The sequence below is a fragment of the Klebsiella sp. HMSC16C06 genome (genome assembly GCF_001808325.1).
Lineage (GTDB): Bacteria > Pseudomonadota > Gammaproteobacteria > Enterobacterales > Enterobacteriaceae > Klebsiella > Klebsiella variicola.
Genome location: NZ_KV793029.1, coordinates 150,194 through 165,189 on the forward strand (window position 1 = coordinate 150,194; position 14,996 = coordinate 165,189).

Sequence of the window (14,996 nt, forward strand, 5' to 3'; positions counted from 1 at the left end):
TTCCCTGCCGCTCCAGACGGTGATTCTATCCAAACCCGTCGACAACAGAACACCCATTTTTAACGTTGCTTACGTTTTGTTTAGCTACCGGAGAGCTTTGCGCCAACCCTACGGCGCAGGTTAATCTGCACGACCACGAGCCAGCCACAGTACCCGCGAGAACATTTTCTTTAACAGCGTCGGCACCGCGTCCACCCCGCGTCGGCCGGCCTCCATCGCCACCTCAATCGCCAGGTCGGGCTTGGATGAACGATGGATGGCCTTGGTGATCACCCGCCGCATATTCATAGGGACATTATCCGGGATCTGCGCCACCCGGTGATAAACGTCATCAAATCCCTGGCGATACATAAAGTGCTCCATATCCATCGCTGGCAGGCTCGTCAAATGGTCACGCTCCAGCTCGCGATCGTTATTCAGCAGGCCGAGCACGGTGGCGGCATATTTTTTCCCCGCCTCATCGCCATCCACCAGCACGTGCCACTGGATCCCCATCCGGCGGGCAAATTTGATCAGTGGTTTAAGGCCTGACTGGGCGAACTCGATCACCTTCACGCCCTCGGCATCAAAATGATGGCCACACTGGCGGGCCAGTTCGTTGATAACCCAGGTCTCCGTCTCCCCTTCCACCAGCAGCCAACAGCGGGCGAAGAGCGATGAGGCGCGATTGAAGCGAATATGGAAGGCGATACGCCGGCTGTCTTCGGCATTCATTCCGCCGGGTCCCAGCCGCCATGCCGACACCCTCGACGACTCACGAACCAGTCGACAGACCTGCTCCACCGGCGTCAGGGACAACAGCTCCCCGGAGTTGGTGGTGGTCACGCGCTGCAGCGGCAATAAATTCAGCAGGTGCCAGGCGACAGAGAGCATAATCGGATGCAAACGCGTCTCCGGATCTTCAATCAGCAACAGCGGCCGCGCGTCGCGATCGAGGCGCACCGTCCCTTTTGCCTGCAGGAGGGTGGAAAACAGCCCCAGCAGAATCACCCGATGGCTGCGCCCGCCGGGTTTATCGATCATCCGGTTGATAATATCCAGATAGCGCCAGCTGCGCTGCTCATCATGGGAGCGCCGCCGCATCAGACGATGCCGCGTCTGGGCGCTGCTTTGCTCGGCAAAGTAATGCTCCAGCAGCTGCACCATGGCCGACAACCCCTCGCGGATCTGACCGTCCGATAAATTTTGCGGATGGCTGACCAGCTCCCGGGAGAGAAAATCGAGCTGGCGGGCGGTGATCTCTATCTGCGGCGAATGCGGTACCGTCCCGTTATGGATACGCCGCATAAAGCGCGCGTCGCGCAGGCGCAGCACCGGCATCAGACGCACCAGGTGTCTGGCCAGATCATCAATATCCTCAACCGCCAGCGCTTCGCCTTCGCCATCGATAAAGCTCCGCAGGGTCATCACGCTGTCGTCATCGGCGAGCTCGCCTTCCAGACGATAGAACACCCGATGATAACCATCGTCACAAGGTACCCAGCAGCGCTGAAGCGGACGAAAACGCCGGACCCGATGGCGCCCCGGTTCGGTTTCACGGAAGGTCAGGATAATATGCAAATGGTGCTCGCGCCCCTGGATGTCGCCCGGGGGAAACCAGAAGTCATCGCGTACAAAGTGATAAAGATCGAACTCAGGGGACAAAAGCAGGGTCAGCGCATCAAGCAGACTGGACTTCCCCCACGCGTTCTCCCCGATCAGGACGTTATTTTGCTCCAGCATCAACGACAAACGATTGATACCGCGAAAACCGACGATTTCTACGCGCTCAAGAAGCATATCCCCTCCGCTAAACCACCACTCTCCTTCAGTAATCAACAGTATAGCGAGGGCGACGGCAAGATGACACTCTGCTTAATCGCATCCGTGGCTCATATTCAGCGGATTAAATATATTCATAAAATTACTCACTTATCGCCTATTACCGGCTGTTGATTATTCATCAAACAAAATAGTTTTATTTCAGGCGTTATGATCTACACTATTGATAATCTTCCACGGATAAAGGAAAGACTACACTGGCAAACGGAATCCCTTCACCTTGCCCTAAATCAAATAATATCAATATATTTAACTGGCTCTGGGATGGCGATTATCTCTAGAATAACGCCGCTTTATTTTTATCGTCATCCCTTATCACGATAAATAAAGACCGGCACGGTCCGCTCGTGCGCGTATACAATTTAATTGAGGTGGTTATGTTCAGAAAATTAGCAGCAGAATGCTTCGGCACTTTCTGGCTTGTATTTGGTGGCTGCGGTAGCGCCGTGCTTGCCGCAGCCTTCCCTGAGCTCGGTATTGGTTTTGCCGGCGTCGCGCTGGCATTTGGCTTAACGGTATTAACCATGGCATTTGCGGTCGGCCATATTTCCGGGGGGCATTTCAACCCGGCGGTGACCCTGGGCCTGTGGGCCGGCGGCCGTTTCCCGGCGAAAGAAGTCATTGGCTATATTATCGCTCAGGTGGTCGGCGGCATTATTGCCGCGGCGGTGCTGTACGTGGTGGCCAGCGGTAAAGCCGGCTTTGATGCCGCCGCCAGCGGATTTGCCTCCAATGGCTATGGCGAACACTCCCCGGGCGGCTTCTCCATGCTGTCGGCTATCGTCATTGAAATTGTCCTGACCTGCGGCTTCCTGCTGGTTATTCATGGCGCGACCGATAAACATGCCCCGGCGGGCTTTGCCCCCATCGCTATCGGCCTGGCGCTGACCCTCATCCATTTGATCAGCATTCCGGTCACCAACACCTCGGTCAACCCGGCGCGCAGCACCGCGGTAGCCATTTTCCAGGGCGGCTGGGCGCTGCAGCAGCTGTGGCTGTTCTGGGTCATGCCGATCGTCGGCGGGATCCTCGGCGGCGTGCTGTATCGCACCCTGCTGGAAAAACGCGATTAATCCTTTGTAAAGCCCGGGTTTCCGGGCTTTTTCTTTCTGGTGACAGCTTTACTCGGCCCGGTGATTTGGGTAGTGTCATGGGCGCTATTCTCATTATGCAAGGGCTGCATCGTTCATGTTCTCGGGACTCTTCATCATTCTGTTGCCGCTGGTTGTCGGCTATCTGGTGCCACTTCGTCAATCCTCCGCGCTAAAACTGATTAACCGGATGCTCAGCTGGATTGTCTATGTCATCCTTTTCTTTATGGGGATCGGCCTGGCATTCCTCGACAATATGGCCAGCAACCTGCTGGCCATATTGCATTACGCTGCAGTGAGCGTGGTCATCATTTTACTGTGTAATATTGCCGCCCTGCTGTGGCTGGAAAGTAAAATGCCATGGCGCAGTCAGCATCGGCAGGAGAAATTACCTTCGCGCCTGGCCATGGCCCTGGAATCGCTGCAGCTGTGCGGCGTGGTGGTGCTCGGTTTTCTGCTCGGCCTGACCGGCCTGTCTTTTTTACAGCACGCGACCGAAGCCAGCGAATATACGCTGATCTTTCTCCTGTTCCTCGTCGGTATTCAATTACGCAATAATGGAATGAGTCTGCGACAAATAGTCCTTAACCGTCGGGGAATGATCGTCGCCGTGGTGGTTATGGCCAGTTCATTACTTGGCGGGATACTTAACGCCTTTATTCTCGGTCTGCCGTTAAAGACCGGTCTGGCGATGGCGAGCGGTTTCGGCTGGTATTCGCTCTCCGGTATTTTACTCACTGAATCCTTTGGCCCGGTGATCGGCAGCGCGGCGTTCTTTAACGATCTGTGTCGCGAGCTGCTGGCTATCATGTTAATTCCGGGCCTTGTTCGCCGCAGCCGCTCCACAGCGCTGGGGCTGTGCGGCGCCACTTCGATGGACTTCACCTTACCGGTACTCCAGCGTTCCGGCGGCGTCGAGATTGTTCCTGCCGCCATCGTGCACGGTTTTCTGCTTAGCCTGCTGGTCCCGATCCTGATCGCCTTTTTTACCGCCTGAATACCCGCTGGCGGCAGACTCCCTGCCGCCAAATTTGCGCTAAATCAATCTCCCTTTAAGTTGTATCAGAAATGCCTTTTCACCTTGTGCCATGCGGCATAACCTTAAACATGTATATTAAATATAACTTTAAAGGTGTGACCATGTTTTGTGTGCAATGTGAACAAACCATTCGTACCCCAGCCGGCAACGGCTGCTCTTACGCGCAGGGGATGTGCGGTAAAACAGCGGAAACCTCCGATCTGCAGGATCTGCTGATTGCGTCACTGCAAGGCCTGTCCGCCTGGGCGCTCAAGGCCCGCGAATATGGCATTATCGATCATGAGGTCGACAGTTTCGCCCCCCGCGCCTTCTTCTCCACCCTGACCAACGTCAACTTCGATTCTCCGCGTATCGTCGGCTACGCCCGCCAGGCGATTGCCCTGCGTGAGGCGCTGAAAGCGCAGTGCCAGAACCTCGACGCCAGCGCCGCGGTTGATAACCCGGTAGCCGATTTACACCTGGTCAGCGACGATCTGGGTGACCTGCAGCGTCAGGCGGCAGACTATGCCCCAAATAAAGATAAAGCCGCCATCGGCGAGAATATTCTCGGTCTGCGTCTGCTGTGCCTGTACGGCCTGAAAGGCGCGGCGGCCTATATGGAGCACGCCCACGTACTCGGCCAGTACGACAACGCGATTTATGCCCAGTACCATAAAATCATGGCATGGCTGGGAACCTGGCCGGCGGATATGAACGCGCTGCTGGAATGTTCGATGGAAATCGGCCAGATGAACTTCCAGGTGATGAGCATCCTTGACGCTGGTGAAACCACTAAATATGGCCACCCGACGCCGACTCAGGTGAACGTTAAAGCCACCGAAGGGAAGTGCATCCTGATCTCCGGCCATGATCTGAAAGATCTGTATAACCTGCTTGAGCAGACGGAAGGCACCGGCGTTAACGTCTATACCCACGGCGAAATGCTGCCGGCGCACGGCTATCCGGAGCTGCGTAAATTCAAACATCTGATCGGCAACTACGGCAGCGGCTGGCAAAACCAGCAAGTGGAATTCGCCCGCTTCCCGGGCCCTATCGTGATGACCTCGAACTGCATCATCGACCCCACCGTCGGCGCCTACGACGACCGCATCTGGACCCGCAGCATCGTCGGCTGGCCGGGCGTGAACCATCTGGAAGGTGAAGACTTCGCCCCGGTTATCACCCAGGCGCAGCAGATGGCGGGCTTCCCGTACAGCGAAATCCCGCATCTGATCACCGTCGGCTTTGGCCGTCAGACCCTGCTTGGCGCGGCGGATACGCTGATCGATCTGGTCAGCCGTGAAAAACTGCGCCATATCTTCCTCGTCGGCGGCTGCGACGGCGCCCGCGGGGAGCGTAACTACTTCACCGATTTCGCCACCAGCGTGCCGGATGACTGTCTGATCCTGACCCTGGCCTGCGGTAAATACCGCTTCAACAAGCTGGACTTCGGCGATATCGAAGGTCTGCCGCGTCTGGTCGACGCCGGGCAGTGCAACGATGCCTACTCGGCAATTATTCTCGCGGTTACGCTGGCGGAAAAACTGGGCTGCGGTGTTAACGACCTACCGCTGTCGCTGGTGCTCTCCTGGTTCGAACAGAAAGCGATCGTCATTCTGCTGACGCTGCTGTCGCTGGGGGTGAAAAACATCGTCACCGGCCCGACGGCGCCTGGCTTCTTCACCCCGGATCTGCTGGCGGTCCTCAATGAGAAGTTTGGTCTGCGTTCCGTGACCACCGTGGAACAAGATATGCAGCAGCTGCTGAGCGCTTAAGGAGTCCCTGATGACCATGCCAACCTCCCAGTGCCCGTGGCGGATGCAGGTTCACCACATTCACCAGGAAACCCCGGACGTGTGGACCCTTTCGCTGCTGTGCCACGATTACTATCCGTACCGCGCCGGCCAGTATGCCCTGGTCAGCGTGCGTCACTCGGCGGAAACGCTGCGCGCCTATACCCTTTCCTCCACGCCGGGGGTCAGCGAGTACATTACGCTGACCGTTCGCCGTATTGACGAGGGCGCGGGTTCGCAGTGGTTGACCCGCGAGGTCAAACGCGGCGATTACCTTTGGCTGTCCGATGCGATGGGCGAGTTTACCTGCGACGATAAAGCGGAAGATAAATTCCTGCTGCTGGCCGCCGGCTGCGGCGTAACGCCGATAATGTCGATGCGTCGCTGGCTGGCGAAGTATCGACCGCAGGCCGACGTGCAGGTGATCTATTGCGTGCGTTCGCCGGAGGATGTGATCTTTGCCGAGGAGTGGCGCCAGTATCCGGTCACCCTGGTGGCAGAGCACCATGCCACTCATGGCTTTGTCGCCGGCCGTCTGACCCGGGAGCTGCTGCAGAGCGTGCCGGATTTAGCCAGCCGCACCGTGATGACCTGCGGCCCGGCGCCTTATATGGAGAAGGTCGAGCAGGATGTTGCCGCCCTGGGCGTCACCCGCTTCTTTAAGGAGAAGTTCTTCACCCCGGTGGCGGAAGCCGCGACCAGTGGACTGAAATTTACCAAACTGCAGCCGGCGCGCGAGTTTTACGCGCCGGTGGGCACCACACTGCTTGATGCGCTAGAGAGCAATAAAGTGCCGGTGACCGTCGCCTGCCGCGCCGGCGTCTGCGGCTGCTGTAAAACCAAAGTGGTTTCCGGGAAGTACAGCGTCACCAGCACCATGACGTTAACCGACGCCGAAATCGCCGACGGCTATGTGCTGGCCTGCTCCTGCCATCCGCAGAGCGATCTGGTTCTCGCCTGAGGTCAAAATCCCCGGTGGCGCTACCGCTTACCGGGGCTACAGCGCTGTGCGATTGGGTAGCCCGGAGAAGGCGCAATGCGCCGCCTACGGGAAAATCCCGGGCGACAATAAACGCTCAGGCGACATGAGATAAACATTTTCTCAGACTGAAAAAGTTGCAAACCGGCAACAGTATCGACTTTACGCCCCAGGACGAATGAGGCATTTTTACCGCCAGGCCGACTGGCCGGCCAGCGAATAACGCCCTGCGCCGAGTAGCGCAATCGCCAGCGCGCCAACAAAGAAATAGACCAGGTTCTCGATCGCCCACGCCCCCACCGCATCAAGCGCAAACGTCTTGCCGAGACCGACCATCAGCCACGCCACCACCATGGTGAACGCCAGCACCAGCGCCGCCGGACGGGTCAGGACGCCGAGAATTAACAAGCAGGGAGCGACCACTTCCCCCACCAGCACACCGTAGGCGATAAACCCCGGCAACCCCTTCGCCACCAGCATGCCGCTGATCCCGCCCACGCCGTCCAGCAGCTTGTGCAGACCGTGAAACAGCATTAACCCGCCGACGGCGAGTCGTAACAAGAGTTTACCGGCGTCGTCATGCGACAGCGTTTTATTTACTGCGTTTAACATTCCCTTAACCATCTGATGTGCTTCCTGTTTTACACCCTGTGAGATCCCTGAGTATGCACAATTTTTCAGCAATAAAACCAGCAAAAAATAAGGGACAATCAGCAACGTAACCTGCAGTTTCATCTAAGCTTGAAGGCGTTATCACAAAAAGGAGATGGAGATCATGAAACAAACCGTGGCCGCATACATTGCCAAAACGCTGGAACAGGCCGGCGTGAAACGTATCTGGGGCGTCACCGGAGATTCCCTCAATGGATTGAGCGATAGTCTGAACCGCATGGGCACCATCGACTGGATGCCCACCCGGCACGAAGAGGTGGCTGCTTTCGCCGCTGGCGCCGAGGCGCAGCTGACCGGCGAACTGGCGGTCTGCGCCGGCTCCTGCGGGCCGGGCAACCTGCATCTGATTAACGGTCTGTTTGACTGTCATCGTAACCATGTGCCGGTGCTGGCCATTGCCGCCCACATCCCCTCCAGCGAAATCGGCAGCGGCTATTTTCAGGAGACCCATCCCCAGGAGCTGTTCCGCGAATGCAGCCACTACTGCGAGTTGGTCTCCACCCCGGAACAGATTCCGCAGGTGCTGGCCATCGCCATGCGTAAAGCGGTGATTAACCGCGGCGTCTCGGTAGTGGTGCTGCCCGGCGACGTGGCGCTGAAGGCTGCCCCGGAGAGCGCCAGCAGCCACTGGTATCATGCGCCGTTGCCGACGGTCACTCCGGCGGAAGAAGAACTGCGCAAGCTGGCGCAGCTTATTCGCTACTCCAGCAATATCGCGCTCATGTGCGGCAGCGGCTGCGCCGGCGCTCATCAGGAGCTGGTGGAGTTCGCGGCCAAAATTAAAGCCCCCATCGTCCACGCCCTGCGCGGCAAAGAGCACGTGGAGTACGACAATCCGTACGATGTCGGCATGACCGGGCTGATTGGCTTCTCCTCTGGCTTCCACACCATGATGAACGCCGATACCCTGATCCTGCTGGGCACCCAGTTCCCCTATCGCGCCTTCTATCCAACCGACGCCAAAATTATTCAGATCGACATTAACCCCGGCAGCATCGGCGCCCACAGTAAGGTCGATATGGCGCTGGTGGGCGATATTAAATCGACGCTAAAAGCGCTGCTGCCGCTCCTGGAAGAGAAAACCGATCGCCACTTCCTCGATAAGGCGCTGGAGCACTATCGCGACGCGCGAAAAGGGCTCGACGATCTGGCAAAACCCAGCGATAAGGCAATCCACCCGCAATATCTGGCGCAGCAGATCAGCCATTTTGCCGATGAAGACGCCATTTTCACCTGCGATGTCGGTACCCCAACCGTCTGGGCGGCACGCTACCTCAAAATGAACGGCAAACGCCGTCTGCTGGGCTCGTTCAACCACGGCTCAATGGCCAACGCCATGCCGCAGGCCATTGGCGCCCAGGCTACTGCCCCGGAGCGGCAGGTAGTGGCCATGTGCGGCGACGGCGGGTTCAGCATGCTGATGGGCGATTTTCTGTCGCTGGCGCAGATGAAGCTGCCGGTGAAAATTGTCATCTTTAACAACAGCGTGCTGGGCTTCGTGGCGATGGAGATGAAGGCCGGGGGCTATCTCACCGACGGTACGGAGCTCCACGATACCAACTTCGCCCGCATCGCCGAGGCCTGCGGTATCAAAGGTATACGCGTTGAAAAAGCCTCCGAGGTGGATGAAGCGCTGCAGACCGCCTTCCGCACCGACGGTCCGGTGCTGGTCGACGTCGTCGTCGCCAAAGAGGAGCTGGCTATCCCGCCGCAGATCAAGCTGGAGCAGGCGAAAGGCTTTAGCCTGTATATGCTGCGGGCGATCATCAGCGGGCGCGGCGATGAGGTCATCGAACTGGCGAAAACCAACTGGCTCAGGTAAAACAGAAGCAATACGTTGAACCAGACCAAGGAAAAGCCGTGATCGATTTACGCAGTGATACCGTTACCCGTCCCGGGCGCGCCATGCTGGAGGCCATGATGGCCGCCCCGGTCGGGGACGATGTGTATGGCGACGACCCTACCGTCAATGAACTGCAGCGCTATGCCGCCGACCTCGCGGGCAAAGAGGCGGCGCTGTTTCTGCCCACTGGCACCCAGGCCAACCTCGTTGGCCTGCTCAGCCACTGTCAGCGCGGCGAAGAGTATATCGTCGGCCAGGGGGCGCACAACTATCTGTACGAAGCCGGCGGCGCGGCAGTACTCGGCAGTATTCAGCCACAGCCGATTGACGCCGCAGCCGATGGTTCGCTGCCGCTGGATAAAGTGGCGGCGAAAATCAAACCCGACGATATCCATTTTGCCCCCACCCGCCTGCTGAGCCTGGAAAACACCCACAACGGTAAGGTGCTGCCGCGCGACTATCTGCAGGAAGCCTGGGCGTTTACCCGCCAGCGCGACCTGGCGCTGCACGTCGACGGCGCGCGCATCTTTAACGCCGTGGTGGCCTACGGCTGCGAACTGCGTGATATCGCTCAGTACTGCGACTCCTTCACCATCTGCCTGTCAAAGGGGCTTGGCACCCCGGTAGGCTCGCTATTGCTGGGCAGCGAGGCATACATTCGCCGTGCTATCCGCTGGCGGAAAATGGTTGGCGGCGGCATGCGCCAGGCGGGCATACTGGCCGCTGCCGGGCTGTACGCGCTGAAAAATAACGTACAGCGCCTGCAGGAGGATCATGACAACGCCGCGTGGATGGCGGAGCAGCTTCGCGCCATCGGCGCCGACGTCACCCGCCATGATACCAACATGCTGTTTGTGCGCGTTGGCGAAGCGCAGGCCCCGGCGCTCGGCGAGTTTATGCAGGCGCGCGGCGTGTTGATTAACGCCTCGCCTGTTGTCCGTCTGGTCACTCACCTGGATGTCAACCGTCAGCAGCTGAGCGAGGTGGTCGCTCACTGGCAGGCTTTTTTACAGCGCTAAGGAGTCAGGCGTGTCGCAATCGGTTCTGGTGCTCGGCGCCAGCGGCTATATTGGCCAGCATTTGGTGCGCGAGTTAAGCGCGCGGGGTTATCCAGTGCTGGCGGCGGCACGCCATATCGACCGACTGCAAAAGCTCGATTTGCCCGGCGTCACCTGTCGGTCAGTCGATCTTAATCAGCCGCAGGCTCTGCCTGCACTGCTCGCCGGCATCGATACCCTTTATTATCTGGTACACGGTATGGGCGAAGGCGGCGATTTTATCGCCCATGAACGCCGGGTGGCCACGCATGTGCGCGATGCCCTGCGTCAGTCGTCAGTGCGCCAGGTGATATTTCTCAGTTCGCTGCAGGCCCCGGCGCAGGAACAATCTGACCATCTGCGCGCCCGCCAGGTGACCGGTGAGGTCCTGCGTGAGTCGGGCGTGCCGGTGACCGAACTGCGGGCCGGGATTATCGTCGGCGCCGGCTCTGCCGCCTTCGAGGTGATGCGCGATATGGTTTATAACCTGCCCGTGCTGACCCCTCCGCGCTGGGTACGCTCGCGTACTACCCCTGTCGCGCTGGAAAACCTGCTCGTTGACCTGGTTGAGCTGCTGAATCATCCGTCCAACGCGCATCGCGTCTTCGAAGCCGCCGGTCCGGAGGTGTTAAGCTATCAGCAGCAGTTTATCCACTTTATGGCCGTCAGCGGTAAACATCGCCCGCTCATTCCCATTCCCCTGCCGACGCGCTGGATCTCAGTGTGGTTTCTTAACGTTATCACCTCGGTGCCGCCTACCATCGCCAGGGCGCTGATTCAGGGGCTGAAGCACGATCTGATCGCCGACGACCGGGCGCTGCGAGCGCTGATCCCGCAAACGCTGATCCCCTTCGATCAGGCGGTTCGCCGCACGCTGAAAGAAGAAGAGCAGCTGGTAAACTCCAGCGACTGGGGCTACGACGCCCAGGCTTTCGCCCGCTGGCGACCGGAGTACGGCTACTTTCCGAAACAGGCTGGCTGCACCGTCACCACCCAGGCGAGCCGCCAGGCCTTGTGGCAGGTCGTTAACCAAATCGGTGGTAAAGAGGGGTATTTTTTCGGCAATCTGCTGTGGAAAACCCGTGGTGCGATGGACCTGCTGGTCGGCCATCGGTTAGCCAAAGGACGGCCGCAGCGCGACTATCTGCAAACCGGCGATACGGTCGACAGCTGGAAGGTAATTATCGTGGAGGAAGAAAAACAGCTCACCCTGCTGTTCGGTATGAAAGCGCCGGGGCTGGGCCGGTTAAGCTTTACGATAAACGATAAAGGCGACCATCGCGAACTGGACGTGCGCGCCTGGTGGCACCCGCACGGTATGCCCGGACTGATCTACTGGCTGCTGATGATCCCGGCGCACCTGTTTATTTTCCGCGGTATGGCGCAACGCATCGCCCGGCTGGCCGAACAAATCTCAGGCAGAGACCAAGGATAAGCATTATTCTTTCATGATTCTCATTGCATAGTCGGGAGAATCACGGAAAAATGCGCACGAAATTCTTTTCTGGGACAGTAGAGTGATATGAAGGTACTGGTTACCGGTGCGACCAGCGGATTAGGCCGCAACGCAGTGGAATATCTGCGCAATAAGGGCATCAGCGTGAGAGCCACCGGGCGCAACGAAGCGATGGGTAAGCTTCTGAGCAAAATGGGGGCAGAATTCATCCCGGCCGATTTAACCGAGCTGGTCTCTTCGCAGGCTAAAGTGATGCTCGCCGGTATCGATACCCTGTGGCACTGCTCCAGCTTTACCTCGCCCTGGGGCACCCAGCAGGCTTTCGATCTCGCTAACGTCCGCGCCACCCGCCGTCTGGGCGAATGGTCTGTGGCATGGGGGGTGCGCAATTTCGTCCATATCTCTTCGCCATCGCTCTATTTCGATTATCACCACCATCGCGATATCCAGGAAGATTTCCGCCCGCATCGCTTCGCCAACGAGTTTGCCCGCAGCAAGGCGGCCAGCGAGGAGGTGATCAACCTGCTGGCGCAGGCCAACCCGCACACCCGTTTTACCATTCTGCGTCCGCAGAGCTTGTTCGGGCCGCACGATAAAGTCTTTATTCCCCGGCTGGCGCAAATGATGCAGCATTATGGCAGCGTCCTGTTGCCGCGGGGCGGCAGCGCGCTGGTCGACATGACCTATTATGAAAACGCCGTGCATGCGATGTGGCTGGCGAGCCAGTCGGCCTGCGATCATCTTCCTTCCGCCCGCGCGTGGAATATCAGCAACGGCGAACCGCGCACCTTGCGAAGCATCGTGCAGAAACTGATCGACGAGCTGGGCATCAAGTGCCGGATCCGCTCAGTTCCCTACCCGATGCTGGATATTATTGCCCGCAGCATGGAACGTTTTGGCGATAAAACAGCCAAAGAGCCCGCCTTTACCCACTACGGCGTTTCCAAACTTAACTTTGATTTTACGCTCGACATCACCCGCGCGCAGGATGAACTGGGCTATCAGCCGGTGGTGACGCTTGACGACGGCATTGTGCGTACCGCCGCCTGGCTACGCGACCACGGTAAACTTCACCGCTAACCCTGGCCATATTTTTCTAACAGCGCCTCGGCTATCGCTTCAGTTTGCGCATCCGCTACGCCATCCCAGCGCTGCGGACGGAAGTGCATCTGGAAGGCGATAATCACCCGCTTCTTCTGCGCGGGGGTCATCTCCGGCGTCACCTGATAGCCGTAGCGCGCCAGCAAATCCAGCACCACCTCTGGGTCAACGAGATCGCTGGCCGGCCGTCCGTTCAGATAAAAGGCCACTCGCTGCTCGTCAGGCCAGGCGCCGATCCCCTGCTGCGCCAGCTGTTGCCAGGGAAACAGCGGCCCCGGATCGTCTTTACGCTGCGGCGCGATATCGGCATGGGCCACCACGTTCTGCGGCGCGATGTGGTAGCGGGTGATAATATCGCGCGCCAGCGGGATCAGGGCCGCTATCTGTTCCGGATGGAAGGGGGTAAAGCTTTTGACGCCCGCCGTCTTCTGCCAGCCGCGGTTCTCCAGCTCAATGCCGATGGACGTATCATTGATACGCGTACTGCCGCGCCAGTAGCTCACCCCGGCGTGCCAGGCTAAATCCTCTTCCGGCACCAGCTGCCAGATCCGCGGTTTATGCTGATAACGCGGCGGCTGCTCGGGGATTAAATAGTGGGAGCTGACCTCTTTATCGGTCAACGTCGCCAGAGAAACATCAAAATTGTCTGCCGTATAGTGGATCACCAGCACTTTTATTCGCGGATAGGCCGCCTGCGCCGGATGGCGAGTGTCCAGCTGGTATCCATCGCGATCGATAATTCCCTTTTCCCCGGCACAGCCGGTTAACAGCAGCGCCAGCAGGGCGACCTGCGCAATCCGTTTCATCCCCTTTCCCTCGCCCGGCAGTGGAGCCGGGTTAATAAGACCATTGATTACGTCCTTTATTTTTAGCCTGGTACAACGCACTGTCCGCCCGGGCGATCAGCGTCTCCATCGGGACCGTGCCGTCGGAAGCCACCACGCCCATGCTGACGGTCACTACCGCCGCCACTGCAGAGGCTTCATGCGGCAAGGCCGCGTCGTGGATTTTCTGCTGAATGCGCTCGGCAATGACGGTGGCGTGCGCTAAGGAAACCCCCGGCAGCGACACGACAAACTCCTCGCCGCCGTAGCGGGCCACCAAATCGTCCTCAGCCCGCACCGCCATTTTAAGCACCTGCGCGACAGACGATAAGCAGTCATCGCCGGCCTGATGGCCGTAATGGTCGTTATAACGCTTAAAGTAATCGACATCGATCATGATCAGCGCTAACGGCGCTTTTTGCTCCCAGAGCTGCGCCAGAAAAGCATTCAGTGCCCGGCGATTGGCCGTTCCGGTTAAGGCATCCCGGTTAGCGATACTTTCCAGCCGCTGGATAAGCTGCATATTTTCCTGATGCGTATCCCAGGCTTCATCATACCAGCGCTGCAGAATACGCCGTCCATAAAGCAAAATCGCGGTGAAAATAGCCCATAAGGTCAAAAAACGAAATTCACCGTCATAGTGAATCTGCACCCCTGCCAGCAAGGCGGTCACCCACATTGGGAGCATAAAGGCGATAATACCGGGCCAGTGGTGATAGAGCGCGGTGAGGCCGGTGGTCATTAAAATCACCAGCAGCGGCCAGGCGAAGGGCAAGGTCCAGAAAAAGATAAAACAGTAATTACTCAGGGACCAGCACAGGCTGAGCGCCAGCAGCAGCCCGGTGATGATATTCAGCGTATATCGCCCCTGCGCCAGCCGCGGCGTGACGGCAATAATCACTAAAATGGCCGAAATAATAATAACCGCGATCAGCGCCACTTCGATATAAGGAATAACCGCCCGGTGCGTCAGTAACTTCTTATCAAAATAGGTAAAGATAAAATTGCGGAAGAAAATCATTAACGCAAAAGCGATATTGACAAAGGCCAGCCAGGGCATACTCATGGACAGCGCATGGCGCTGAACATTATCTTTAGTGGCCCACAACGCGGCTCGCTGCTGCCGGGCCCGCTCTCGCTTATTTGTTAACATCTTATCTCCCTGGTGACCTGCATGACCATGGGTGCAGCCCCTGCTGTTCTATATGATAAACCATGTTACCGGGAATGTCTGTCAGCGTCCCGGCCCCTTCTCCTGCGTGCGCCTCAGCTAATTTTCAGCTAACCACAGTAAAAAAAGGTCTTGCGTCGCCTCAATGTTCATTCCGCAAAAAAAAGCAAGCATTATCAATGAGAACCTC

General features: G+C 58.1%; 12 protein-coding genes. 8 read left to right on the forward strand and 4 right to left on the reverse strand.

Translation table 11 applies throughout. The features are described 5' to 3' along the window. Positions 1 to 120: 120 nt before the first annotated feature. Positions 121 to 1,779 (reverse strand): ATP-dependent endonuclease, encoded by a 1,659-nt coding sequence (locus HMPREF3142_RS26645; RefSeq protein ID WP_008805837.1) that lies wholly within the window; start codon positions 1,777 to 1,779, stop codon positions 121 to 123. A gap of 419 nt (positions 1,780 to 2,198) precedes the next feature. On the opposite strand from HMPREF3142_RS26645, the gene aqpZ reads away from it, so the two are divergent. The 4 genes from aqpZ to hcr all read left to right on the forward strand — a co-directional run bounded on the left by aqpZ (position 2,199) and on the right by hcr (position 6,684). After that, entirely contained in the window at positions 2,199 to 2,894 is a 696-nt protein-coding gene (gene aqpZ / locus HMPREF3142_RS26650; protein ID WP_002896434.1) for an aquaporin Z, read from the forward strand. A gap of 115 nt (positions 2,895 to 3,009) precedes the next feature. Then, positions 3,010 to 3,909, forward strand: coding sequence for a LysO family transporter (locus tag HMPREF3142_RS26655; RefSeq protein WP_063106244.1), 900 nt, complete (start codon positions 3,010 to 3,012; stop codon positions 3,907 to 3,909). A gap of 143 nt (positions 3,910 to 4,052) precedes the next feature. Then, positions 4,053 to 5,705, forward strand: coding sequence for a hydroxylamine reductase (hcp, locus tag HMPREF3142_RS26660; protein WP_012542336.1), 1,653 nt, complete (start codon positions 4,053 to 4,055; stop codon positions 5,703 to 5,705). Positions 5,706 to 5,715: 10 nt separating this feature from the next. Then, positions 5,716 to 6,684, forward strand: a complete 969-nt coding sequence (gene hcr / locus HMPREF3142_RS26665; RefSeq protein ID WP_049162167.1) for an NADH oxidoreductase — start codon at positions 5,716 to 5,718, stop codon at positions 6,682 to 6,684. 207 nt (positions 6,685 to 6,891) lie between these two features. Here hcr and HMPREF3142_RS26670 read toward each other — a convergent pair whose 3' ends face one another. Further along, a complete protein-coding gene (locus HMPREF3142_RS26670) occupies positions 6,892 to 7,326 on the reverse strand; it encodes a DoxX family protein (RefSeq protein WP_016160554.1) in 435 nt (144 codons plus the stop codon). A gap of 151 nt (positions 7,327 to 7,477) precedes the next feature. On the opposite strand from HMPREF3142_RS26670, the gene poxB reads away from it, so the two are divergent. From poxB to HMPREF3142_RS26690, 4 genes are all read left to right on the forward strand, one after another. After that, entirely contained in the window at positions 7,478 to 9,196 is a 1,719-nt protein-coding gene (gene poxB, locus HMPREF3142_RS26675) for a ubiquinone-dependent pyruvate dehydrogenase (RefSeq protein ID WP_008805831.1), read from the forward strand. 38 nt (positions 9,197 to 9,234) lie between these two features. After that, positions 9,235 to 10,236 carry a low-specificity L-threonine aldolase gene (gene ltaE / locus HMPREF3142_RS26680; RefSeq protein WP_023297312.1) on the forward strand — a complete coding sequence of 334 codons (1,002 nt, stop codon included), beginning with the start codon at positions 9,235 to 9,237 and terminating at the stop codon, positions 10,234 to 10,236. 10 nt (positions 10,237 to 10,246) lie between these two features. Further along, positions 10,247 to 11,689 carry an SDR family oxidoreductase gene (locus HMPREF3142_RS26685; protein ID WP_049154873.1) on the forward strand — a complete coding sequence of 481 codons (1,443 nt, stop codon included), beginning with the start codon at positions 10,247 to 10,249 and terminating at the stop codon, positions 11,687 to 11,689. An 87-nt stretch (positions 11,690 to 11,776) separates the two neighbouring features. After that, positions 11,777 to 12,790, forward strand: a complete 1,014-nt coding sequence (locus tag HMPREF3142_RS26690) for an NAD-dependent epimerase/dehydratase family protein (protein WP_008805828.1) — start codon at positions 11,777 to 11,779, stop codon at positions 12,788 to 12,790. Here the strand turns inward: HMPREF3142_RS26690 and HMPREF3142_RS26695 are convergent. Both HMPREF3142_RS26695 and HMPREF3142_RS26700 read right to left on the reverse strand, forming a co-directional pair. After that, complete coding sequence (locus HMPREF3142_RS26695) at positions 12,787 to 13,617, reverse strand: N-acetylmuramoyl-L-alanine amidase (protein ID WP_070612922.1); 831 nt, start codon at positions 13,615 to 13,617, stop codon at positions 12,787 to 12,789. The genes HMPREF3142_RS26690 and HMPREF3142_RS26695 overlap by 4 nt on opposite strands. A gap of 31 nt (positions 13,618 to 13,648) precedes the next feature. Further along, positions 13,649 to 14,788, reverse strand: coding sequence for a GGDEF domain-containing protein (locus HMPREF3142_RS26700; RefSeq protein ID WP_012968628.1), 1,140 nt, complete (start codon positions 14,786 to 14,788; stop codon positions 13,649 to 13,651). Between the last annotated feature and the right edge of the window lie 208 nt (positions 14,789 to 14,996).